17 protein-coding genes are annotated in these 21,231 nt (G+C 65.4%); 11 read left to right on the top strand and 6 right to left on the bottom strand.

Features of this window, described 5'->3' with window-relative positions:
* Positions 1-92: 92 nt before the first annotated feature.
* The 3 genes from BG457_RS17115 to BG457_RS17125 form a co-directional block, all read right to left on the bottom strand.
* Positions 93-1,376, bottom strand: a complete 1,284-nt coding sequence (locus tag BG457_RS17115; RefSeq protein WP_245771028.1) for an NAD(P)/FAD-dependent oxidoreductase — start codon at positions 1,374-1,376, stop codon at positions 93-95.
* Positions 1,366-2,859 (bottom strand): L-piperidine-6-carboxylate dehydrogenase, encoded by a 1,494-nt coding sequence (gene amaB / locus BG457_RS17120; RefSeq protein ID WP_071799277.1) that lies wholly within the window; start codon positions 2,857-2,859, stop codon positions 1,366-1,368. The genes BG457_RS17115 and amaB overlap by 11 nt, the downstream gene beginning before the upstream one ends.
* 156 nt (positions 2,860-3,015) lie before the next feature.
* Positions 3,016-3,663 carry an invasion associated locus B family protein gene (locus BG457_RS17125; RefSeq protein ID WP_084657699.1) on the bottom strand — a complete coding sequence of 216 codons (648 nt, stop codon included), beginning with the start codon at positions 3,661-3,663 and terminating at the stop codon, positions 3,016-3,018.
* A 575-nt stretch (positions 3,664-4,238) separates the two neighbouring features.
* Here BG457_RS17125 and BG457_RS17130 point away from each other — a divergent pair.
* From BG457_RS17130 to BG457_RS17145, 4 genes are all read left to right on the top strand, one after another.
* Positions 4,239-5,789: a helicase HerA-like domain-containing protein gene (locus BG457_RS17130; RefSeq protein WP_071798825.1), complete on the top strand. Its 1,551-nt coding sequence runs from the start codon at positions 4,239-4,241 to the stop codon at positions 5,787-5,789.
* A 147-nt stretch (positions 5,790-5,936) separates the two neighbouring features.
* Positions 5,937-6,962, top strand: a complete 1,026-nt coding sequence (obgE, locus tag BG457_RS17135; protein ID WP_071798827.1) for a GTPase ObgE — start codon at positions 5,937-5,939, stop codon at positions 6,960-6,962.
* Positions 6,950-8,065 carry a glutamate 5-kinase gene (proB, locus tag BG457_RS17140; RefSeq protein WP_071798828.1) on the top strand — a complete coding sequence of 372 codons (1,116 nt, stop codon included), beginning with the start codon at positions 6,950-6,952 and terminating at the stop codon, positions 8,063-8,065. Before obgE ends, proB begins: the two co-directional genes overlap by 13 nt.
* Positions 8,062-9,318 carry a glutamate-5-semialdehyde dehydrogenase gene (locus BG457_RS17145; RefSeq protein WP_071798830.1) on the top strand — a complete coding sequence of 419 codons (1,257 nt, stop codon included), beginning with the start codon at positions 8,062-8,064 and terminating at the stop codon, positions 9,316-9,318. The genes proB and BG457_RS17145 overlap by 4 nt, the downstream gene beginning before the upstream one ends.
* A gap of 96 nt (positions 9,319-9,414) precedes the next feature.
* Here BG457_RS17145 and BG457_RS17150 read toward each other — a convergent pair whose 3' ends face one another.
* From BG457_RS17150 to BG457_RS17160, 3 genes are all read right to left on the bottom strand, one after another.
* Entirely contained in the window at positions 9,415-10,236 is an 822-nt protein-coding gene (locus tag BG457_RS17150) for a transferrin-binding protein-like solute binding protein (protein ID WP_071798833.1), read from the bottom strand.
* Between the two features lie 110 nt (positions 10,237-10,346).
* A complete protein-coding gene (locus tag BG457_RS17155) occupies positions 10,347-12,230 on the bottom strand; it encodes an acyl-CoA synthetase (protein WP_071798835.1) in 1,884 nt (627 codons plus the stop codon).
* Between the two features lie 59 nt (positions 12,231-12,289).
* Positions 12,290-13,507 carry an MFS transporter gene (locus tag BG457_RS17160; RefSeq protein WP_071798837.1) on the bottom strand — a complete coding sequence of 406 codons (1,218 nt, stop codon included), beginning with the start codon at positions 13,505-13,507 and terminating at the stop codon, positions 12,290-12,292.
* 20 nt (positions 13,508-13,527) lie between these two features.
* Between BG457_RS17160 and BG457_RS17165 the strand changes: the two genes are divergently transcribed.
* The 7 genes from BG457_RS17165 (at position 13,528) to pgi (ending at position 21,224) form a co-directional block, all read left to right on the top strand.
* The gene (locus BG457_RS17165) at positions 13,528-14,211 is read left to right on the top strand and encodes a DNA-3-methyladenine glycosylase family protein (RefSeq protein ID WP_245771029.1); all 684 of its coding nucleotides are present in this window, start codon (positions 13,528-13,530) and stop codon (positions 14,209-14,211) included.
* Positions 14,208-14,873, top strand: coding sequence for an alpha/beta hydrolase (locus BG457_RS17170; protein WP_071798839.1), 666 nt, complete (start codon positions 14,208-14,210; stop codon positions 14,871-14,873). The genes BG457_RS17165 and BG457_RS17170 overlap by 4 nt, the downstream gene beginning before the upstream one ends.
* Positions 14,874-15,064: 191 nt before the next feature.
* The gene (locus BG457_RS17175) at positions 15,065-16,534 is read left to right on the top strand and encodes an ATP-binding protein (RefSeq protein ID WP_071798840.1); all 1,470 of its coding nucleotides are present in this window, start codon (positions 15,065-15,067) and stop codon (positions 16,532-16,534) included.
* A 210-nt stretch (positions 16,535-16,744) separates the two neighbouring features.
* The gene (locus tag BG457_RS17180) at positions 16,745-17,329 is read left to right on the top strand and encodes an HNH endonuclease (RefSeq protein WP_071798843.1); all 585 of its coding nucleotides are present in this window, start codon (positions 16,745-16,747) and stop codon (positions 17,327-17,329) included.
* Positions 17,330-17,433: 104 nt separating this feature from the next.
* Positions 17,434-18,879, top strand: a complete 1,446-nt coding sequence (zwf, locus tag BG457_RS17185) for a glucose-6-phosphate dehydrogenase (RefSeq protein WP_071798845.1) — start codon at positions 17,434-17,436, stop codon at positions 18,877-18,879.
* Positions 18,879-19,550: a 6-phosphogluconolactonase gene (pgl, locus tag BG457_RS17190; RefSeq protein ID WP_071798847.1), complete on the top strand. Its 672-nt coding sequence runs from the start codon at positions 18,879-18,881 to the stop codon at positions 19,548-19,550. The genes zwf and pgl overlap by 1 nt, the downstream gene beginning before the upstream one ends.
* Before the next feature lie 66 nt (positions 19,551-19,616).
* Positions 19,617-21,224 carry a glucose-6-phosphate isomerase gene (gene pgi, locus BG457_RS17195; RefSeq protein WP_071798849.1) on the top strand — a complete coding sequence of 536 codons (1,608 nt, stop codon included), beginning with the start codon at positions 19,617-19,619 and terminating at the stop codon, positions 21,222-21,224.
* Positions 21,225-21,231: the final 7 nt, after the last annotated feature.

Genomic DNA, 21,231 nt, shown 5'->3' on the forward strand with positions numbered 1-21,231 from the left:
GGTCGGGCGCTGCACGGCTTTCGCTCACCCGCAGCTGGGCGCCGCGCGGCAGCGCGATCGCGAACCGGGCCTGCGCCCCTCCCGCCCCGCCCTCAGCGCGCACCATGCCCGCTGACCAGATGCAGCGCCGCTGCGCCCGCGCGCAGGGCCAGTCCGCGCAGGCTGCGCAGTTGCGCCGGGCTGGAGGGGGTGAGCGGCAGCGGCATCTGATCCGCGCTGATCCGGCCAAGGCACAGCTCCGCCAGCAACCGCCCGAAGACCGTGCCGGGCGCGATCCCGCGTCCGTTATAGCCGGAGACGGACCAGAGGCCGGGCGCGGGCTGGTGCAGCCGGGGCAGGGCGTCGGATGTGGTGCCGATCCGCCCCCACCAGCCCCACTGCAACGCGACACCGCGCAGCGCCGGGTAAAGCCGCGCCATCTGCCGCGCGGCCCATGCGTGATGCACGGCCGTATCCAGCGCGCCAAGCTGGCCGACCGATCCGATGATGAACCGCCCCGCCGCATCGAGCCGGAAGGAGGTCAGCACCTTGCGCGTGTCCCATGCGCCCTCGCCGCCGGGCAGGATGGCGGCGCGCAATTCGGGCGGCAGCGGGTCGGTGGCGAAGTTGAAATAGGGCAGGATGACCTGTTCCTGCGCGCATTCGGGCCGGGGGGCGCCGGGAAAGAGGTCGGTGGCAAGGATCACCTGCGCCGCATCCACCTGCCCCTGCGGCGTGGCGAGCTGCCAGCCCTGTGCGGTCTCGCGCAGGCCGCTCACCGGGCTATGGCCGCAGATCCGCGCGCCTTTGGCCATCGCCGTCCGCGCCAGCCCTCGCGCATAGGCCAGCGGCTGGATCGTGCCCGCGCGCGGGTCGAAAAGCGCGGCCTGAAAACCCAGGCTGCCGGTGCGCGCGCTGGTCTCATCCCGGTCGAGCAGGCGGAGATCCGCGCCCAAAGCCTGCCATTGCGCCGCGCGGGCGGTCAGCGCCGCGACACCCGCCGCATCGGGGGCGCAATGCAAGGTGCCGTTGGGGATGGCCTCGCAGGCGATTGCTTCTTCGGCGATCACCTGCCAGACCTCGGCCGGGGCGCGGCCAAGGCAGTCAAGCAGGCGCGGCCCATGCTCGGGACCGGCGCGCGCGATCAGATCCTGGGGCATCAGCCAGAGCCCGGCATTGACCAGCCCGACATTGCGCCCGGCCCCGCCTGCGCCGGGGGCGAGGGCGTCGAGCACCACCACATCCGCGCCCGCCCGCGCCAGATGCAGCGCGGCAGAGAGGCCGGTATAGCCCGCGCCGATCACCGCGACATCTGCCCGGAGCGCCCCCGCGAGGGGCGGGCAATCCGGGGCGGGGGGCGCGGTCATCCCCCAGAGGCCGGGGCCATCAGATGTCAAAGCGCACCCCTTGCGCAAGCGGCAGGGCGTCGGAATAGTTGATCGTGTTGGTGGCGCGGCGCATATAGGCTTTCCATGCATCCGAGCCGCTTTCGCGCCCGCCGCCGGTTTCCTTCTCGCCGCCGAAAGCGCCGCCGATTTCCGCCCCGGACGGCCCGATATTCACATTCGAGATGCCGCAATCCGACCCTGCCGCCGACAGGAAGGTCTCGGCCTCGCGCAGATCGCGGGTGAAGATGCAGGAGGACAGGCCCTGCGGCACGCCGTTTTGCAGCGCGATGGCCTGATCGAGCCTGTCATAGCTGATGACATAGAGGATCGGCGCGAAGGTCTCGGCGCGCACGATGTCGCTCTGCGCGGGCATTTCGACAATCGCCGGGCGCACATAGGCGCCGCCCGCGACGCCCTCGACCACTTCGCCGCCATGGACCGTGCCGCCCTCGGCGCGGGCCTGTTCCAGCGCGGCCTGCATCCGCGCGAGCGCCTCCTTGTCGATCAGCGGGCCGACCAGCGTGCCCTCGGCGCGCGGATCGCCGATCGGCAGGCTGGCATAGGCGCGGGCGAGATTGGCGACCAGCCCTTCGCGCAGGCTTTCATGCACGATCAGGCGGCGCAGCGAGGTGCAGCGCTGCCCCGCCGTGCCCACAGCCGAAAACACGATGGCGCGCAGGGCCATGTCCAGATCGGCCGAAGGGGCCACGATCATCGCATTATTGCCGCCCAGTTCCAGAATCGAGCGGCCGAAGCGTTCCGCCACTTTCGGCCCGACGATCCGCCCCATGCGGGTCGATCCGGTAGCCGAGACCAGCGGCACGCGCGGGCTGCTGACCAGCGCATCCCCCAGATCCGCGCCGCCGATGACGAGTTGCGCCAAGCCTTCGGGCGCATCGCCGAAACGCGCCAGCGCGCGGTTGAAGATCGCCATGGTGGCCATGGCGGTCAGGGGCGATTTTTCGGACGGCTTCCAGATCACCGGATTGCCGCAGACCAGTGCCAGCGCCGCATTCCACGACCAGACCGCGACCGGGAAATTGAAGGCGGTGATCACGGCGGTCGGCCCCAGCGGATGCCAGGTTTCCATCATCCGGTGGCCGGGGCGCTCGCTGGCGATGGTCAGCCCGTATAGCTGGCGCGACAGGCCGACGGCGAAATCGCAGATATCGATCATTTCCTGCACTTCACCCAGTCCCTCGGAGGTGATCTTGCCCGCTTCCAGCGTCACCACGGCGCCAAGTTCATCCTTGGCCGCGCGCAATTCCTCGCCCAGAAGCCGCACCAATTCGCCCCGGCGGGGGGCAGGGACGGTGCGCCATGCGTGAAAGGCGGCCTCTGCCCGGTCGAGAACCGCGCCCATCTCGGAGGCCGGAGTCTGGTGCACCTGCGCGATCTCGCGCCCGTCAATCGGGCTGGTGACGCTCAGATCGCCCCCGGAAAGCTGGTCGCTGGTCAGGTCAAGGGCGGTGAGCACGGGCTCAATGGTCATGTCGTATCCTCCTGCTTTGCGCCCCGGTCCGGGCACGGCGTCTGCGGCGCAGACAATCATGTTCCGCGGGCCGGGCCAAGGCAAAATCCCACGAAAAAGCCCGGCACAGGGCCGGGCTCTGGTCTGGGCTTTGATCGGGGGGGGCGGAAGGCCGCTTTATTGCGGCAACTGTTCCGCCAGTTCGGTGAAGGCCGCGGTGAAGCCGATCAGCGACATGTTCAGCTCGACGATCTGGTCGGGTGCCGCGACCGGCACCAGCGACCAGGTTGCCGCCGCACCGCGCCGGAAGGCGTCGATCTCTTCACCGGTGAAACCCACCCGCGCGATGCAGCCGATAGCCGTGCAGAAGGTGAAAGGATAGCGCTTCGCGGAGCCGCCATCGACCTGCATCACCAGTTGCGCGGTCAGCAGCGTTTCCAGCGGCGTCAGGATGGTTGCCCCGGCAACGGCATCCTGCCCCTCGGGCAGCGGAAAGAGCGAGATTTCCGCCGTGGCATTGCCCTCGCCATCGCGCAGAAGCTGATACATCTGGCAGGGGTCTTCCTCATCAGGAATGCGCACGCAGACCATTTCCCAATCGCCATGCGTGTTGCCGACATAGCTTTCACCATCCGGGGAGTCGCCGATGATCTCGCCGGTGGACAGCGCCATGGCGGGGGATTCCGCGGCAGCGGGCGGCTCGGGCGCTGCGGGTTCCTCGGTGCCCTGCGCAGAGGCCTGCGCGGCAAAGAGCGCCAGAATCGCTGCTGCGCCGGTCAATCTTGCTGCGGTGAATTTCGGTGATGCCAAAACTGGAAATGTCATTCGCGTATCCTTCACATCCTCGTCGTGATTGCGGCTGTGGTAGCATGCGCCCAAATCGGTGTCAGGTGAAAAACGAAGACCAAAACCTGCTTGTGATCTGCGCGCGACCGGGCGGGTTCCACGGCCATGTTGACAAGCGTGCGGGATACGGATCGTTTGCCGCGCTTCTGAAGCAACAAAAAACAAGGACCCGAAGGCCCTTGTTTCGCTTATATTTTTTTCGCTCCCTGTCGGACTGGCCGACGAATTGAGCAGACCGTAAGCGGAAATCGCGCAGTCGTCAACAAAAATCCTGGAACATAGGTTTTCCGCAACAGGCGGGGCGATTGACCAGCATTGACAGTGCCAATTCCAAGGCCCGTGGCGGCGCGAAAAAAGGCTGCACCCGAGGGCGCAGCCAGTCGGACAGGGAGGAAATGCGACAACAGCGCGAGGAGGTGCCGTTGCGCATGGCTCTATCTTGTGCCGGACTGGTAAAGATTCGCTTTCCAAACGCTCGGGGCCTGATCTACCTTGCGTATGCTGCGAAGCGGCTGCTTCGGGCCGCAACAGTTTGTGATCAGGAGATATGGGTAGTGACGGAGCAGGAACCGGTTTTCGTAGGGGGAGGCGGAGACAGCGCACGCGAGCCGCAGATCCTGCGTCTGGGATATGGCAACCGGCATGGGCTGATCGCCGGGGCCACGGGCACGGGCAAGACCATCACCATGCAGATTCTGGCCGAGGAATTCTCGAATGCGGGCGTGCCGGTCTTTCTGACCGATATCAAGGGCGATTGCAGCGGCATGGCACTGCCGGGCACCCCGCGCGGCGGGCTGGAGCGGCGCGCGGAGAGCATCGGGCTCGCGGGCTATGGCTACCGCGAAAGCCCGGTGATCTTCTGGGATTTCTTTGGCGAGCACGGCCATCCGGTGCGCGCGACCATGGCCGAGGTGGGGCCGCTTCTTCTGTCGCGCATGCTCGATCTGACCGAGGCGCAGGAGGGCGTGATCAATGTGGCCTTCCGCATCTCGGATGACGAAGGGCTGCCGATCCTTGATCTGAAGGATCTGCGCGCGATGCTGGAGTTTCTGGGCGAGAACCAGCGCGAGATCTCGCAGTCCTACGGCAATGTCACGACCGCGAGCATCGGGGCGATCCAGCGCAAATTGCTGGTGCTGGAGAATCAGGGCGCGGCACATTTTTTCAGCGAACCCGCGCTGGAGCTTGCGGATCTGATGCGCATGGCGCCCGATGGGCGCGGCACTATCTCGATCCTGCATGCTGAGCGGCTGATGCGCACACCGCAGCTTTATGCGACTTTCCTGCTGTGGCTCTTGTCGCAATTGTTTGAAGAATTGCCCGAGGTTGGCAATCCCGAGAAACCCGTACTGGTGTTCTTCTTCGATGAGGCGCATCTTCTGTTCAACGGCGCCCCCCGCGCGCTGGTCGAGAAGGTCGAGCGCGTGGCGCGGCTGATCCGCTCGAAAGGGGTGGGGGTCTATTTCGTCACGCAAAACCCCGATGATGTGCCCGATACGGTGCTGGGGCAGTTGGGCAACCGGGTGCAGCATGCCTTGCGCGCCTTTACCGCGCGCGACCAGCAGGCATTGCGTCGGGCTGCGCAGACCTATCGACCGAACCCCCGATTTGATATTGCAGAGGCGATCCGCGATGTGGGGGTGGGCGAGGCCGTGACCTCTTTTCTGGAGGAGAAGGGCAATCCCGGCATGGCCGAGCGCACCATGATCCGCCCGCCCTCGTCTTTGATCGGGCCGATTGAAGAGGGGCAGCGCCAGATGCTGATGCTGCGCTCGCCGGTGGCGGGGAAATATGAGCGCATGGTGGACAGTGATTCAGCGCATGAGATGCTGGCGCGGCGGGCCGAGGCGGCGGCGCGCGAGGCCGAGGCTGCGTTGAAAGCGGTGGAGGTGGAGCAGGAGCGCGCGCGCGAGTTCAATTCTGCCCGCCGCTACGAGCCTGGCGCGCGCAACGCGCCGCGTCAGAGCAGCCCCCGCGCGCCCGCAGCAAAGCGGGGCGATACGGTGGTGGATGCTTTCGCGAAATCCATGGCGCGTCAGATCGGCACGCGGTCCGGTCAGGCGCTGATGCGCGGGGTGCTGGGGGGCTTGCTGAAGGGCCGCTGAACTGGCTTGCGGGGGAGACCCGCGCGCAGACGGCTCCCACCCACCCGCCCCGCCGTCTGCGCGCGGGTCTGTTCCGCTGGCCGGGGGCTTTCGTTTGCATTGATCCTGCGTTAAAGGCTTGCGCCTGAAATCACGGAGTGCGCTGCGATGAAATTCCTCGATCTGGCCAAGGTCCATATCCGCTCGGGCGGGGGCGGGGGCGGCTGCGTATCCTTCCGGCGCGAGAAATTCATTGAATATGGCGGCCCCGATGGCGGCGATGGCGGCCGGGGCGGCGATGTCTGGGCCGAGGTCGTGGACGGGCTGAACACGCTGATTGATTTCCGCTTTCAGCAGCATTTCTTCGCCAATTCCGGCCAGCCCGGCATGGGCAAGGGGCGCACCGGCAAGGATGGCGCCTCGGTCACGCTGCGCGTGCCGGTGGGGACCGAGATCCTTGACGAGGATCAGGAAACCGTCATTGCCGATCTGACCGAAGTGGGCCAGAAAGTGCTGCTGGCCAAGGGCGGCAATGGCGGCTGGGGCAATCTGCAGTTCAAATCCGCCACCAATCAGGCCCCGCGCCGCGCCAATCCGGGGCAGGAAGGGGTTGAGCGCACGATCTGGCTGCGGCTGAAGCTGATCGCGGATGCGGGGCTTGCGGGCCTGCCCAATGCGGGCAAATCGACCTTTCTGGCCGCGACCTCGAATGCGCGGCCCAAGATCGCGGATTACCCATTTACCACGCTGCACCCCAATCTGGGGGTTGTGGGCGTGGATGGGCGCGAATTTGTCATGGCCGATATTCCCGGCCTGATCGAGGGGGCGAGCGAGGGCCGCGGCTTGGGCGATCAGTTCCTTGGCCATGTCGAGCGCTGCGCGGTGCTGTTGCAGCTTGTCGATGGCACATCCGAGGATGTGGCCGAGGACTGGCGCATCATCGACCATGAGCTGGACGCCTATTCGCATGATGTGGCGATGAAGCCGCGCATCATTGCACTGAACAAGATCGACGCGCTGGATGACGAGGAACGCGCCGAGAAGAAAGCCGCGCTGGAAGCGGTTTGCGGGCGGGCGGTGCATATGATTTCTGCGGTCTCGGGCGAAGGGATGCAGGATGTGTTACGCGCGCTGATGGCGCGGATCGACAAGGCTAGGCCCAAAGACGAGGATGACGAGATATGGCAGCCCTGAGCGCTGCCGCAGCGCTTGCGGGCGCGCGGCGGGTGGTGGTCAAGATCGGCTCGGCACTTCTGGTCGAGCAGGGCGCGCTGCGCGCCGAATGGCTGCGCGCGCTGGCGGCGGATGTGGCCGAATTGCGCGCGGGCGGCGCGGATGTGGTGCTGGTGTCCTCTGGTTCTATCGCCTTGGGACGGGGCGCGCTGAAACTGCCCGCGGGCCCTTTGGCGCTGGAGCAAAGCCAGGCTGCAGCCTCGGTCGGGCAGATCCGGCTGGCGCGCGCCTATGAGGAAGTGCTGGCCCCGCATGGGATCATGACCGGGCAGGTTCTGCTGACGCTGGAGGACACCCATGACCGCCGCCGCTATCTGAACAGCCGTGCGACGCTTGCGACGCTGCTGGGCTTGGGCGTGGTGCCGATTGTCAATGAGAATGACACCATCGCCACGGATGAAATTCGCTATGGCGACAATGACCGGCTGGGCGCGCAGGTGGCGGTGACGATTGGCGCGGATCTGCTGGTGCTTCTGTCGGATGTGGACGGGCTTTATACCGACAATCCGCAGACCGACCCGGAGGCGCGGCATTTCGAACTGGTCGAGACCATCACCCCCGAGATCGAGGCGATGGCGGGGGAACCCACTTCGGCGCTGTCGAAAGGGGGGATGAAGACCAAGGTCATGGCCGCGAAAACCGCCGTTACCGGCGGCTGTGCGATGATCATCACCGCAGGCGCGGGGCTGCACCCGCTGCGCGGGCTGCAGAATGGCGCGCGCGCGACGCTGTTTGTGGCGCAGGGCGATCCGCGCTCGGCGCGCAAGCGCTGGATCGCGGCGATGAAGCCCAAGGGCGTGGTGCATGTCGATGCGGGCGCGATGCGCGCGCTGGGGCAGGGCAAATCGCTCTTGCCTGCGGGCGTGACGCGGGTCGAGGGGGTATTCTCGCGCGGCGATGCGGTGACGATCATGGGGCCCCTGGGCGCTCTGGGCGTGGGGCTGGCGGGCTATGACAGTGTTGACGCCCGCGCGATTGCGGGCCACCAGTCGCGCGAGATCGCACAGATACTGAACTATCCGGGGCGCGTGGCGCTTATTCACAGGGACGAGATGGCATTATGACCGAGATCAGCCAAGACATGCTGGAGATGGGCGCGCGCGCCCGCGCCGCCGCACAGATTCTGGCCACGGCAACGCCAGAAGCCAAGACCCGCGCGCTGGAGGCCGCCGCAGAGGCGCTGCTGGCCGCGCGCGCGGAGATCCTTGCCGCCAATGCCCGCGATCTGGAAGCTGCGCGCGAGAAAGGCCTGTCGGGCGCGATGCTGGACCGGCTGCTGCTGGATGAGGCCCGCCTGCAGGGCGTGGCGGAGGCGCTGCGCGTGGTGGCGGGTCAGCCCGATCCGGTGGGCGCGGTGATCAGCGAATGGGACCGGCCCACGGGGCTGCATATCCAGCGCGTGCGCACGCCTTTGGGTGTGGTGGGGGTGATCTATGAATCGCGCCCCAATGTCACGGCGGATGCGGGCGCGCTGTGCCTGAAAGCGGGCAATGCGGTGATCCTGCGGGGCGGGTCGGAGAGCTTTCATTCCTCGCGCGCGATCCATGCGGCCCTCGTGACGGGGCTGAAAGCGGCGGGGCTGCCCGAGGATGCGATCCAGCTTGTGCAGACCACGGATCGCGCGGCGGTGTCGGATATGCTGCGCATGGTCGCGCATATTGATGTGATCGTGCCGCGCGGCGGCAAGGGGCTGGTGGGTCTGGTGCAGTGCGAGGCGCGGGTGCCGGTTTTCGCCCATCTGGAGGGGATCTGCCATATCTATGTCGATGCCTCGGCAGACCCGGAGAAAGCGCGGCGTGTGGTGCTGAACGCCAAGACCCGGCGCACGGGGATTTGCGGCGCGGCGGAATGTCTGCTGATCCACAGGGGTATCGTGGACGGGCTGGGCGCGCAGATCATCGCCGATCTGGTGGCCGAAGGGGTTGAGGTGCGCGCAGGTGAAGGCTTGCAGCATCTGCCCGGTGTCGTGCCTGCCGCGCCCGAGGATTTCGGCCGCGAATATCTCGACATGATCATCGCCGCCGCTGTGGTCGAGGATGTCGCGGGCGCGATGGCGCATATCCGCCGCTATGGCTCGCAGCATACGGAATCGGTGATCGCCGAGGATGCGGGCGTGGTGCAGCGCTTCTTTGCCGGGCTCGACAGTGCGATCCTGATGCATAATGCCTCGACCCAGTTTGCCGATGGTGGCGAATTCGGGCTGGGGGCGGAAATCGGCATTGCCACCGGCAAGATGCATGCGCGCGGGCCGGTGGGGGCCGAGCAACTGACCAGTTTCAAATATCTGGTGACGGGCGACGGGACCGTGCGCGCCTGAGCGCGCGGTATTGGCGCAACCCTGACAAACCGTGCCTGAAGGGGGGATAATCCCCCCTTGAGAAACCCCGTGCATATCCGGGCAGGCGCGTGCGGATCAGGGGTGGATGCAATCCGCCGTGACGCCCTTGCAGGTCAGGAAAATCCCGCTCATGCCGCCCAGATTGGTCGCGCCGACGGCGAAGATGCCCGCCGCCTCTTCGGCATTGGGGCCGTAGAAGGCGCCGTCCAGCATACCGCCGCCATTCACCCCCTCAAAGCTGATCCGGGTCGTATCGGTCGCAATGATCCTGTTGCTGGCCGGATCAATCGTGGCCCCGATGATCTGCGCCGTGACCGGCGAGCCGTCATCCGGGAAGCCGCCATGGAAGGTGGCGTTCAGCCGCGCGGTGTCGAAGTTCAGATCAAGCAGGACCGTGCCGCCGATCATGCCCGATTCCCCGGTGCGCTCCAGCGAGGCCCCGGCGCGAAAATCGCCGCTATAGCTTGTAACCCCCTGTGGCAGCCGCACATTTTCAGCGCCGCCGGACATGGACGGAGCATGCAGCAATTGCGTGAAATCCCGGCCCTGTGCCGCGCCGATGCTGATATTCGAGGCATAGGCATATTGCCCCTGAAGCTGCGAAAGAACTGTGGCTTTGCCGTTCACGCTGGACGGATCGCCCAGCACGGTGCAGTTCTGGCCCTGCATGTCGCGACAGAGCACGGTCGTGTCGCGCAGCGGTCCATCCTCGATCTGGACGATGAAGCCGTTTTCGTGCCGCGCCACCTGCGCCCGGCTGACCTGATCGCCACCGCTGGCCTGGGTCAATGCGTTTGGCGGGGCAGCCGGGGCGGGCGTGCTGCCGGAGCCGCCGCCACATGCCGCCAGAAGAAGCGACGCACAAGCGCCAAGCGCGACTGCGTGAAATCTGATCATGTCTGCCTCAGTTTTTATGTTTTCCTGCAGAGATCCGCTTTTGAGAATCTCCTGTCAAGGACGGACAGAATCATGCACTTTCAACGCCGGTCAGTTGCGACAGAAAAGACTCACTCTGCCTGCCATGGCGTCGTGAACTGGTCGAGCAGCGCCGCGAGTTTGGCGCGGTCGGCCTGCGCGCCCAGGGCTATATGCGCCGTAAGCCCCAGTTTCGGCTCTTCGGTCACGTCGCGGATATGCGCGTCCAGCCCCTCGGCTTTCAGCGCGGCATCAAGCACCCGGCGGATCGCAAGGCGGCGCAGATCGGGTTTGAACACCTTGCCCACGGCGGTCTTGGGCAGTTCCGGCAGCACCTCGATATGTTTGGGCAGGGCGGCGCGTTCGGAAATGCGCGGGGTGACATGTTCCAGCAGCGCCTCGGGCGTGACGCTGGCATCCGCGACCAGTTCGACATAGGCGCAGGGCAATTCACCCGCCACCGCATCGGGCTGGCCGATGGCGCCTGCGAAACTGACTTCCGGGTGCGAGAGCAGCGCCTCTTCGATCTCGGCGGGGTCGATATTATGCCCGCCCCGGATGATCAGATCCTTCTGCCGCCCGGTGATCCAGAGATAGCCGTCAGCGTCGAGCCGCCCCAGATCGCCCGTGCGCAGAAAACCGTCCGGAGTGTAGAGGTCGTGGTTCTTGGCGTCATCAGTATAGGTGGGCGCTGTGACACCGGGATTGCGGATGCAGATTTCGCCCACCTCATCGGTGGCGCATTCAGTGAAACTGCCATTGGCGGCGCGCAGGATTTTCACCTCGGTATAGGGCAGGGCAAAGCCCACCGAGCCGATCTTCTTCGCCCCGTCCACCGGGTTGCAGGAGACAAGGCAGGTGGCTTCGGTCAGCCCGTAGCCTTCGGCGATCTGCACCCCGGTCGCGGCCTCGAACCGCCGGTAAAGCTCGCGCGGCAGCGCCGCCGAGCCGGAAATGCCGGTGCGCAGACTGGCGATATCGGCATCGACCTTGCGCTGCATCAGTGCCGCCAGCGCCGTGGGCACAGTGATCATGAATGTGACGCCCCAGCGCTCGATCAGCTTCCAGAAATTGTCGAACACCCCCTCGCCGCGATAGCCCTGCGGGGTGGGAAAGACCACATGCGCGCCGGACATGATGCAGCACATCAGGATCGGATAGGCGGCAAAGACGTGAAACAGCGGCAGCGGGCACAGGAGCACGTCCTTTTCGGTGAACAGCAGTTCAGCGCCAAGCCAGCCATTATAGATCATGCCGCCATAGCGGTGCTGGGCGAGTTTGGGCATGCCCGTGGTGCCGCCAGTGTGGAAATAGGCCGCGATCCGGTCTTCCTGCGGCGGATCAAAGGTCAGCCGGTCGGCAGGCTGCAGGGCCAGTTCGCGGGCGAAATCGAGCACGCGGGCGCGGTGGCGGGGGGTGAATTTGGGCCGGATAAAGGGGACGATCCAGCTTTTGGGCGGGCTGAGATGGGGCAGCATATCCACTTCCAGAACCGTCTCGACATCCGGGGCCAGCGCTACAGCCTGCGCGACCTTCTGAGCCACATCGGTCTTGGGAAAGGCGCGTAATGTCACCACCACCCGCGCGCGGGTCTCGCGCAGGAGCGCTGCGATCTTCTCGGGCTCCAGCAGCGGGTTGATCGGCGCCACCCGCGCCGCTGTCATCCCGCCCAGAAGCGTGATCGCGGTTTCATTCAGCGTGGGCAGGACATAGGCCACAGTGTCCTCGGCACCCAGCCCGAGGCTGCGGAACAGATTGGCCGCCTGTGTCACGCGGTTTTTCAACTCGGCCCAGCTCAGTGTCTGGGCTTTCGCACCGGGGGAAGAGAACATCTGGAAGCTGATCGCCGGGCGCGCGCCATGCCGCGCCGCCACCCGTTCCAGCGCCTGATAGACCGTTACCGGCAGGTCGCGCGCCGAATAGGGCATTTCCGCCTCAAGCGCGCGCAGATCCTTGCTTGTCTTGAACTGGTGCATCTCTTGCCTCCCCTTTGGGGGCAAGCAGAGCATGGCCGGGCAGTGGGATCAAGAGGGCGTCATGCCTCGCGCGGGCGAAAGGCAAGCCAGATCAGGGCGCTGCCTGCCAGCACGAGGAAGGGCAGCATCGCCATATTCACCAGCGTCCAGCCGGTCTGCGCATCGCCGCCCGCGCAATTCATCAGCGTGCCGGAACTGAGCGAGGCCACGAAGACGCCACCAAAGACGATCATGTCATTCATGCCCTGCACGCGCCCGCGCTCTTCGGGCTTATGCGCGGCGGTCAGCATGGTGGTCGCGCCGATGAAGCCGAAATTCCAGCCGATGCCCAGAAGGATGAGCGCGATATAGAATTGCTCCAGCGCCACCCCGGTCATGGCCACAGCGCCCGCGGCGGCGAGGATCACCAGACCGGTGCCGACAATGGCGCGCGAACCGAAGCGCGCGATCAGATGGCCGGTGAAGAACGAGGGCGCATACATCGCCAGAACATGCGCCGAGACGATATTGGCCGCATCCGAAGTGTTGAACCCGCAGCCCACGACCGCAAGCGGGGTCGAGGTCATCACCAGATTCATCAGCGCATAGGCCACGGTCCCGCAGATGACGGCGACGGCGATGACCGGCACGCTCAGCAACTCGCGCCGCGTCCGGCCTGCATCCGTCGTGCTGTCGGGCCTGGGGGGCGTGGGGATATCCAGTGCGCTGAGCAGCGCCATGCCGCCGATATTCAGTCCGATCACGGTCAGATAGGTGGCCAGAAACGGGATCGGCATGGCATCGGTGGTGAAGGATACCAGTTGCGGACCGAACACCGCCGAGAGAAGCCCGCCCGCCATGACATAGGAGATGGCCTTGGGGCGGAATTCTGGGCTGGCCATATCTGTGGCGGCAAAGCGGTAAAAGCCATTCGCCGACATATAGGCACCGGTGATGAAGGATCCGAGCAGGAACAGGGTGAACGAGCCCAGCATCAGCCCATAGGCCGAGATTGCCGCCCCCACCGCGCCCGCGCCGCAGGCCAGCCAGAAGCCCGCGCGCCGCCCGTAAGCCTGCATGAAGCTTGAGAGCGGCGTGGCCGCCACCATCGAGCCCAGCACGATCATCGAAATCGGCAGGGTCGCCCAGCAGGGATTCGCGGCCAGCATCTGCCCGCTCAGGCCGCCGATGATGAAGAGGATCGGAAGCTGCGCCCCCACAACCGCCTGTGCGGCCACAAGCACCATCACATTGCGCTTGGCGCGGGTGTCATCGGGGGTTACGAAAGCATCACTCATAGGCGCAGGATTAGACCCGAATGCGGACAGGGGAAAGAGGTATTACGCATGTTCAGCAAATTGGCGCGGCGCTGATGGTGGGGCGTATCCTGATCTCCGAGGCCTGTATGGAAGAGGGCGCGGCATGGCTGGCCAGGTCCGAGCCGCGCTTTGCCCATGCGCTGCGCCTGACCGGCACGCCCCCCTTGCGGCGCAGGCCCGACGGGTTTGCGCATCTTCTGTCGGCGATCGTCAGCCAGCAGGTCAGCACCCATGCCGCGCGCGCGATCTGGGGCCGGATGGAAGCGGCCGGGCTGACCACACCCGAGGCCGTGCTGGCCGCCGATGATGACAGCCTGCGCGCGCCGGGCCTGTCGATGCAGAAAATGCGCTATGCGCGGGCGCTGGCCGCAGCCGGGATTGATTTCGACGCGCTGCGCGAGATGCCGGATGCGGAGATCGTGAAGCTTCTGGTTGAAGTTCCCGGCATAGGCCGTTGGACAGCCGAGATTTATGCCATGTTCAGCCTGGGCCGGGCCGATGTTTTCGCGCCTGCCGATCTGGCGCTGCAGGAGGCCGCGCGCCGTCTGTTCGATCTGCCCGAGCGCCCGCGCGAGGCGCCGATGCGGCGCATGTCGGAAGTGTGGACGCCCTGGCGGACCGTTGCGGCGGGGCTGTTGTGGGCCTATTACCGGGTCGAAACCGACAGGGAAGGAATCACATGACACGCGCGCTGAAATCCGAACGCCGGGGGCCTGCCTCGGGGGGCAAGCCGAAAACAGCCGTTGTTTTCGTGCATGGCTATGGCGCGGACGGGTCGGATCTGCTGGGGCTGGCCGATCCTTTGGGGCCGCATCTGCCCGACACGGTGTTCTTTGCCCCGGATGCGCCGGAAGGCTGCGTGGCCAATCCCTACGGCTTTCAGTGGTTCCCGATCCCCTGGCTGGACGGGTCAAGCGAGGAACAGGCGCTGTCTGTCCTTGCCGCGGCGGCAGAGGATCTGAACGGCTTTCTGGATAAGGTGCTGGCAGAGGAAGGGCTGAGCCCGGACCGGCTGGCGCTGGTGGGGTTTTCGCAGGGCACGATGATCAGCCTGCATGTCGCCCTGCGCCGCGCCACGCCGCTGGCCGGGGTGGTGGGGTTTTCGGGCCGGTTGATGGTGCCGGAACTTCTGGCGGCCGAGATGGTCTCGCCGCTGCCGGTGCTATTGATCCATGGCGATCAGGATGATGTGGTGCCGCTCTCCTCGCTGTCGCAGGCGGCGGATGCGCTGGTCGCGGCCGGGGTTGAGACCTATACCCATATCTCGAAAGGCACCGGACACGGCATTGCCCATGACGGGCTGTCGCTGGCGCTGTCCTTTCTGCGGGAAAAGCTGCCCGGCTAAGCCGCGCGAGCCGAATGCCCAGTTGAAACCTGCACGCAAATGTGGTGCAGTACCTTCCGCATCGCGCGTTAAGATTGTATTCGGTACCCTGGGCTATTCTGGGGCGCAGGGATCAGAAGCAGTATTACCAGTGCGGCGGTTATGGTGACTGCCGCGTGATTACAGGTCGAATTTCTTGCCAGAAGCGCCGGATGACCAAGCAGACTCCACAACTCACGAAACAGCCCTCAGTGTTTGAGCGCTTCATAAAGATGGCGGAGCGCAGCGATCCGACCATCTTCAACACGGTGATGATCATTGTCATCGTGATCTGGAGCGCGCTCTTGTCGCTGGCGCTCTGGGTGCTGGTGGTTGGCTGGTTTGGCGCGTCTGCGTCCGAGAACTGGCCGGTCCTGTCCTTCGTTCTGGCCGGTGCAGTCGCGGTGATCGTGGCCACGCCGACAGTTATTTTCGGCTATCTGCTGGTGGCGCGGGTACAGGTCATTCGCGACGATCTGCGCTGCGCGCTGGAACAGACCCGGATCGCAAATCGTGCCAAGACCGAGTTCCTTGCGAATATGAGCCATGAAATCCGCACGCCGCTGAACGGGGTGCTGGGCATGGCGCAGATTCTGGAACGCTCGGAGCTGACGCCAGCGCAACGCGAATCGCTGCATATGATCAGCGAATCGGGCACATTGCTGATGGCGATCATCAATGATGTTCTGGATCTGTCGAAGATCGAAAGCGGTCAGGTGTCGCTGGACCCCCGGCCCCAGCCGCTGGAGAAAGTGATCGCGAGCACGGTCGAGCTGTTCCGGGGGCGCGCCATGGAAAACGGGATCGAGCTGAGTTTCACCGCCGCCCCCTCGGTGCCCGATTCGGCGATCTACGATTCGGTGCGGATGCGGCAATGCGTGGCCAATCTGGTCTCGAATGCGGTGAAATTCACCCGCGAAGGCCGTGTCAGCGTTCACCTTTCCGCCGAAGAGGGGGAAGATGACTGGCTTTTGCGGCTGGCGGTGCGCGATACCGGGATCGGCATTGAACAGGCGACGCTTGCGCGTCTTTTTCAGCCGTTCGAGCAGGCGGATGCCTCGACCTCGCGCGAATATGGCGGCACCGGGCTGGGTCTGGCGCTGTCGCGCCGCCTTGCGCGGATGATGGGCGGGGATATCTCGGTCACCTCCGAGCCCGGACAGGGGTCATGTTTCACGCTCTCGCTGCGGGCCGGGAAGATCTGCCTGCTCAATGGTCAGCCAGAGCGTCGGGCGGCGGGTGAGGCCGATCTGTGCTGGCTGTCCGAGATGACGCTTCTGGTGGTCGATGACAGCCGGATCAATCGCAAGGTGGTTCAGGGATTGCTGCAGCCGCTGGGTCCGAGCTGTATCGAGGCCGAGAATGGCGAGGAAGCCTTGCAGATCCTCGACCGAACCCCGGTGGATCTGGTGATACTGGACATGCATATGCCGGTGATGGACGGGCGCAGGATGCTGGCCGAACTGCGCAAGAGGCCCGCGCCACTGGGCGCGCTGCCGGTGATCGCGCTGACGGCGGATCTGCTGAGCGGGCAGCGCAAGGAATTCCTGCAGGAGGGGTTTCAGGGCTTCCTGACCAAGCCGCTGCGCCGGGCGGAACTCGAAAGCGAACTGGCGCGTCTGCGGCCCGTACTCACACGATAATCGCGCAGCATCGGCGCGAGATGTCGCCAGCACGTTACAATTTGCGCGCAAAGTCGCGGCAGCGACATCTGGTGCGTGCGAAATGCTTGCCAGAATTCGCGCCCCATATATAGTGTTGCGCATGGCGTTGCTGTGGCGCAGCACGCTCTCGGCCCTGCGGGGCGCGCGCAAGATGTCGCCCCAAGGGCTGCCAGAACGGAGGCAGCACCTGTGGATGGTGATTTCAGAACTGATTTCGTGCGCGATCCGGCGGCGCTGCGGCAGTTTCCGGCGCTGGTGCTGAATGCCGATTATCGCCCGCTCTCCTATTACCCGCTCTCGCTCTGGCCCTGGCAGGACGCGGTCAAGGCGGTGTTTCTCGACCGGGTGGATATTCTGGCGGAATATGAGCATGTGGTGCGCAGCCAGCGCATGGAGATCCGCATACCCTCGGTGGTGGTGCTGCGCGAATTTGTCAAACCGCGCAAGCGGGTGGCCTTCACGCGCTTCAACCTGTTTCTGCGCGACGAATTTTCCTGCCAGTATTGCGGCGCCAAGCAGGATCTGACCTTCGATCATGTCTGGCCGCGCAAGCTGGGCGGGGTGACAAGCTGGGAAAATGTCGTCGCGGCCTGCGCGCCCTGCAATCTGAAGAAAGGCTCCAAGACCCTGCGCGAGGCGGGGATGAAACTGCGCAATCAGCCCATGCGCCCGCAATCCGAGCAATTGCGCAATCTCGGGCGCCGGTTTCCGCCCAATCACCTGCATGACAGTTGGCTGGACTATCTCTATTGGGATACAGAACTCGAAGCGTGACGCGCATCACGTCTGGACAGAGTGGGGCTGGCCGTGTAAACGGCACCTGATAGCGCTAACAGCCGTGCTTGTCAGCCGGACATTGCGCAGGCGAAGAGGTCATCATGGTTGCACGCGTCATTCCCGTTGAAACATTCGATCTGGTGATTTTCGGCGCCACGGGCGATCTGGCCCGCCGCAAGATCCTGCCGGGGCTGTACCGGCGCTGGAAAGAGGGCCAGATCCCCGAAGGTGCTGCGATCATCGGCGCTGCGCGTTCCGAGATGACGCGCGAGCAGTTCCGCGCGCAGGTCAGTGAGGCGCTGGAAGAATTCGTCGCCCCGCAGGAACTGACCCCCGAGGTGGTCGCATCCTTTCTGGCCATGATCGACTATGTGACTGTCGACGCCAAAGGCGATGGCGGCTGGGATGATCTGGCCGCGCGGATGCGCGAGAATGTGGTGCGCGCCTTCTACCTCTCGGTCGCGCCCGCGCTCTTTGGCGATATCGCGCAGCGCCTGCATCATCGCGGCATCGCCGACCGGGCCTCGCGGATCGTGGTGGAAAAGCCCTTCGGCAAGGATCTGAAAACCGCACATGCGCTCAATGCCGATCTGGCCGCGCATTTCCACGAGGATCAGATCTACCGGATCGACCATTATCTGGGCAAGGAAACGGTCCAGAACCTGATGGCGGTGCGTTTCGCCAATATCCTGTTCGAGCCGCTGTGGAACTCGCAATTCGTCGATCATGTGCAGATCACCGTGGCCGAGACTGTGGGGGTCGGGGGGCGCGGCGAATATTACGACAATTCCGGCGCGATGCGGGATATGGTGCAGAACCACATGATGCAGCTTCTGTGCCTGATCGCGATGGAGCCGCCGCATTGTTTCGAGCCCGATGCGATGCGCGACGAGAAACTCAAGGTCATCCGCGCGTTGGACCCGATGGGGCCGGGCGATTTCGTCCGCGGGCAGTATCGCGGCGCGGGCGGGGATGATTACCTGCTGGAAGCGGGCAATCCCGACTCGCGCACCGAAAGCTTCGTTGCGATGAAGCTGCATATCTCGAACTGGCGCTGGAAGGGCACGCCCTTCTACCTGCGCACCGGCAAGCGGATGAAATCGCGCGTCTCGGAAATCGCCGTGACCTTCAAGGAGCCGCCGCATTCGATCTTTGGCGAATCGAACCAATGGCGCGAGAATGTGCTGGTGATCCGGCTGCAACCTGATGAGGGCATGGATCTGCGGGTGATGATCAAGGAGCCGGGACCGGGGGGGATGCGGCTGAAGGATGTGGCGCTGGATATGAGCTTTGCCGAGGCACTTGGCAATGATCTGGATATGCCCGATGCTTATGAGCGGCTGATCATGGATGTGATCCGGGGCAACCAGACATTGTTCATGCGTGGCGATGAGGTGGAAGCCGCCTGGGCCTGGGTCGATCCGGTGATTCAGGGCTGGGAGGCGCGGGGCGACCGGCCGGAACCCTATGATCCGGGTTCGACCGGGCCGGAAGGGGCATTGATGCTGATGCATAAGGACGGGCGGCGCTGGCGGGAGATCCGGTGATGGAGTTGCACGAATACCCTGATCGCGAAATGCTGATGCTGCGGCTGGCGCAGCGCATCGCCTCGGAACTGGGCCAGAGCCTGCGGTCGCAGGGGCGCGCCACGCTGTCGGTGCCCGGTGGCACGACGCCGGGGCCGGTCTTTGACACGCTCAGCGGGGCGGATCTGGACTGGGCGAATGTCGCGGTCGTGCTGAATGACGAACGCTGGGTGCCCGAGGACAGCCCGCGCTCGAACACGCGGCTGTTGCGCGAGCGGCTGCTGGTGGGGCGCGCGCAAGCGGCAACCCTGCTGCCCCTGCGGATGGATGCGCCCACGCCCGAGGACGGGCTGGAGAGCTTGAGCGCGGGGCTAGCGCCGCATCTGCCGCTTTCGGTGCTGCTCTTGGGGATGGGCGAGGATATGCATACGGCTTCGCTCTTTCCGGGCGCCGATAATCTGGAGGCGGGCCTGCGCCGCGATGCGCCGCCCCTGATGGCGATGCGGGCCGAGGCGGCGGGCGAGCCGCGCATCACCCTGACTGCGCCGGTCCTGCAGGGGGCGCTGCGGGTGCATGTGCTGATCACCGGCGCGGCCAAGCGCGAAGCATTGGAGCGCGCGGTGAAGCTTGATCCGCGCGAGGCCCCGATTGCCTGCGTGCTGGATCAGGCACAGGTGCATTGGGCAGAGTAGGGCAGGCCGGGGCTGCGCGCCCCGGCTTTTGAGTATTTCTGGCAAGAAAATGAAGAAGGGTTTGCGATGAGCCTCTGGAGCGAGCTTGCGAAACACCAGCGCGCCGGTGAAGGGCGCCATATTCTGGATCTGTTCGAGGATGCGGGCCGGGCGGCGGATTTCACGGCCACGGCAGGCGAGATGCGGCTCGATTATTCCAAGACGAATATCGATGCGCGGGCGCGGGAGTTGCTGGTGGCGCTGGCCGAGGAAAGCGGCGTCGCGGCAGCGCGTGATGCGATGTTCTCGGGCGCGAAGATCAACGAGACCGAGGGGCGCGCGGTGCTGCATGTGGCACAGCGCGCGGGCGATGCGGCGGTGATCGAGGTCGATGGCACTGACGTCATGCCGGAATTGCGTGAGGTGCGGGCGCGGGCCTATGCCTTCGCCGAAGATGTCCGCGCCGGGCGGATTGTCGGGCAGGGGGGCGCGATCACCGATGTCATCAATATCGGGATCGGCGGATCAGACCTTGGCCCGGCCATGGCGACGCTGGCGCTGGCGCCCTGGCATGACGGGCCGCGGCTGCATTATGTCTCGAATGTGGATGGCGCGCATATCGCCGATACGCTGAAAGGGCTGAACCCGGAAACCACGCTGGTGATTGTTGCGTCCAAGACCTTCACCACCATCGAAACAATGACCAATGCCCGCACCGCGCGGGACTGGATGGCGGGGCTGGTGGCCGATCCGGGGGCGCAATTCGCGGCAGTCTCCACGGCGCGCGACAAGACCGCCGAATTCGGCATTGCCCCCGAGCGGGTCTTTGGCTTCGCCGATTGGGTCGGCGGGCGCTATTCGGTCTGGGGGCCGATCGGGCTGGGGCTGATGCTGGCTGTGGGGGCGGCGCGGTTTGAGGAATTTCTGGCGGGTGCGCGGGCGATGGATCAGCATTTCTGCGCGGCGGAATTTGCGCAGAACCTGCCGGTTCTGCTGGCGCTGGTGGGCATCTGGCACAATCAGATCTGCGGCCATGCCACCCGCGCGGTGCTACCCTATGACCAGCGCCTTGCCCGGCTGCCCGCCTATCTGCAGCAGCTGGAGATGGAGAGCAACGGCAAGCGCGTCGCCATGGACGGGCGCGATCTGGAGCGCCAGTCCGGGCCGGTGGTCTGGGGCGAGCCGGGCACCAATGGCCAGCATGCGTTTTATCAGCTGATCCATCAGGGCACGCGGGTTGTGCCCTGCGAATTTCTGCTGGCGGCGAAGGGGCATGAGCCCGATCTGGCGCATCAGCATCAGCTTCTGGCCGCGAATTGCCTTGCGCAATCCGAGGCGCTGCTCCGGGGCCGCTCGCTGGAGGAAGCGCGCGCGATCATGGCAGCGAAAGGGCTGGACGGCGCCGAGCTTGACCGGCAGGCGCGGCATCGGGTGTTTCCCGGCAACCGCCCTTCGACCACGCTGATCTATCCGCAGCTGACGCCCTTCACGCTGGGGCAGATCCTCGCGCTTTATGAGCACCGGGTCTTTGTCGAAGGGGTGATCCTTGGCATCAATTCCTTCGATCAATGGGGGGTGGAGCTGGGCAAGGAACTGGCCACGGCGCTGGGGCCGGTGATCGCGGGGGCGGATGCGTCCGAGAAGGACCCCTCGACGCGGGCGCTGGTCGCCTATCTGCGCGCGCATCAGGACTGAGCGCCCG

The sequence above is a fragment of the Natronohydrobacter thiooxidans genome (assembly GCF_001884735.1).
GTDB lineage: Bacteria > Pseudomonadota > Alphaproteobacteria > Rhodobacterales > Rhodobacteraceae > Roseinatronobacter > Roseinatronobacter thiooxidans_A.

Bases quoted from the DNA above. Each gene is read 5' to 3' on its own strand.
- amaB (WP_071799277.1), bottom strand. From the start codon at position 2,859: ATGACCATTGAGCCCGTGCTCACCGCCCTTGACCTGACCAGCGACCAG.
- BG457_RS17125 (WP_084657699.1), bottom strand. From the start codon at position 3,663: ATGACATTTCCAGTTTTGGCATCACCGAAATTCACCGCAGCAAGATTG.
- obgE (WP_071798827.1), top strand. From the start codon at position 5,937: ATGAAATTCCTCGATCTGGCCAAGGTCCATATCCGCTCGGGCGGGGGC.
- proB (WP_071798828.1), top strand. From the start codon at position 6,950: ATGGCAGCCCTGAGCGCTGCCGCAGCGCTTGCGGGCGCGCGGCGGGTG.
- BG457_RS17145 (WP_071798830.1), top strand. From the start codon at position 8,062: ATGACCGAGATCAGCCAAGACATGCTGGAGATGGGCGCGCGCGCCCGC.
- BG457_RS17150 (WP_071798833.1), bottom strand. From the start codon at position 10,236: ATGATCAGATTTCACGCAGTCGCGCTTGGCGCTTGTGCGTCGCTTCTT.
- BG457_RS17155 (WP_071798835.1), bottom strand. From the start codon at position 12,230: ATGCACCAGTTCAAGACAAGCAAGGATCTGCGCGCGCTTGAGGCGGAA.
- BG457_RS17160 (WP_071798837.1), bottom strand. From the start codon at position 13,507: ATGAGTGATGCTTTCGTAACCCCCGATGACACCCGCGCCAAGCGCAAT.
- BG457_RS17165 (WP_245771029.1), top strand. From the start codon at position 13,528: ATGCGGACAGGGGAAAGAGGTATTACGCATGTTCAGCAAATTGGCGCG.
- BG457_RS17170 (WP_071798839.1), top strand. From the start codon at position 14,208: ATGACACGCGCGCTGAAATCCGAACGCCGGGGGCCTGCCTCGGGGGGC.
- BG457_RS17175 (WP_071798840.1), top strand. From the start codon at position 15,065: ATGACCAAGCAGACTCCACAACTCACGAAACAGCCCTCAGTGTTTGAG.
- zwf (WP_071798845.1), top strand. From the start codon at position 17,434: ATGGTTGCACGCGTCATTCCCGTTGAAACATTCGATCTGGTGATTTTC.
- pgl (WP_071798847.1), top strand. From the start codon at position 18,879: ATGGAGTTGCACGAATACCCTGATCGCGAAATGCTGATGCTGCGGCTG.
- pgi (WP_071798849.1), top strand. From the start codon at position 19,617: ATGAGCCTCTGGAGCGAGCTTGCGAAACACCAGCGCGCCGGTGAAGGG.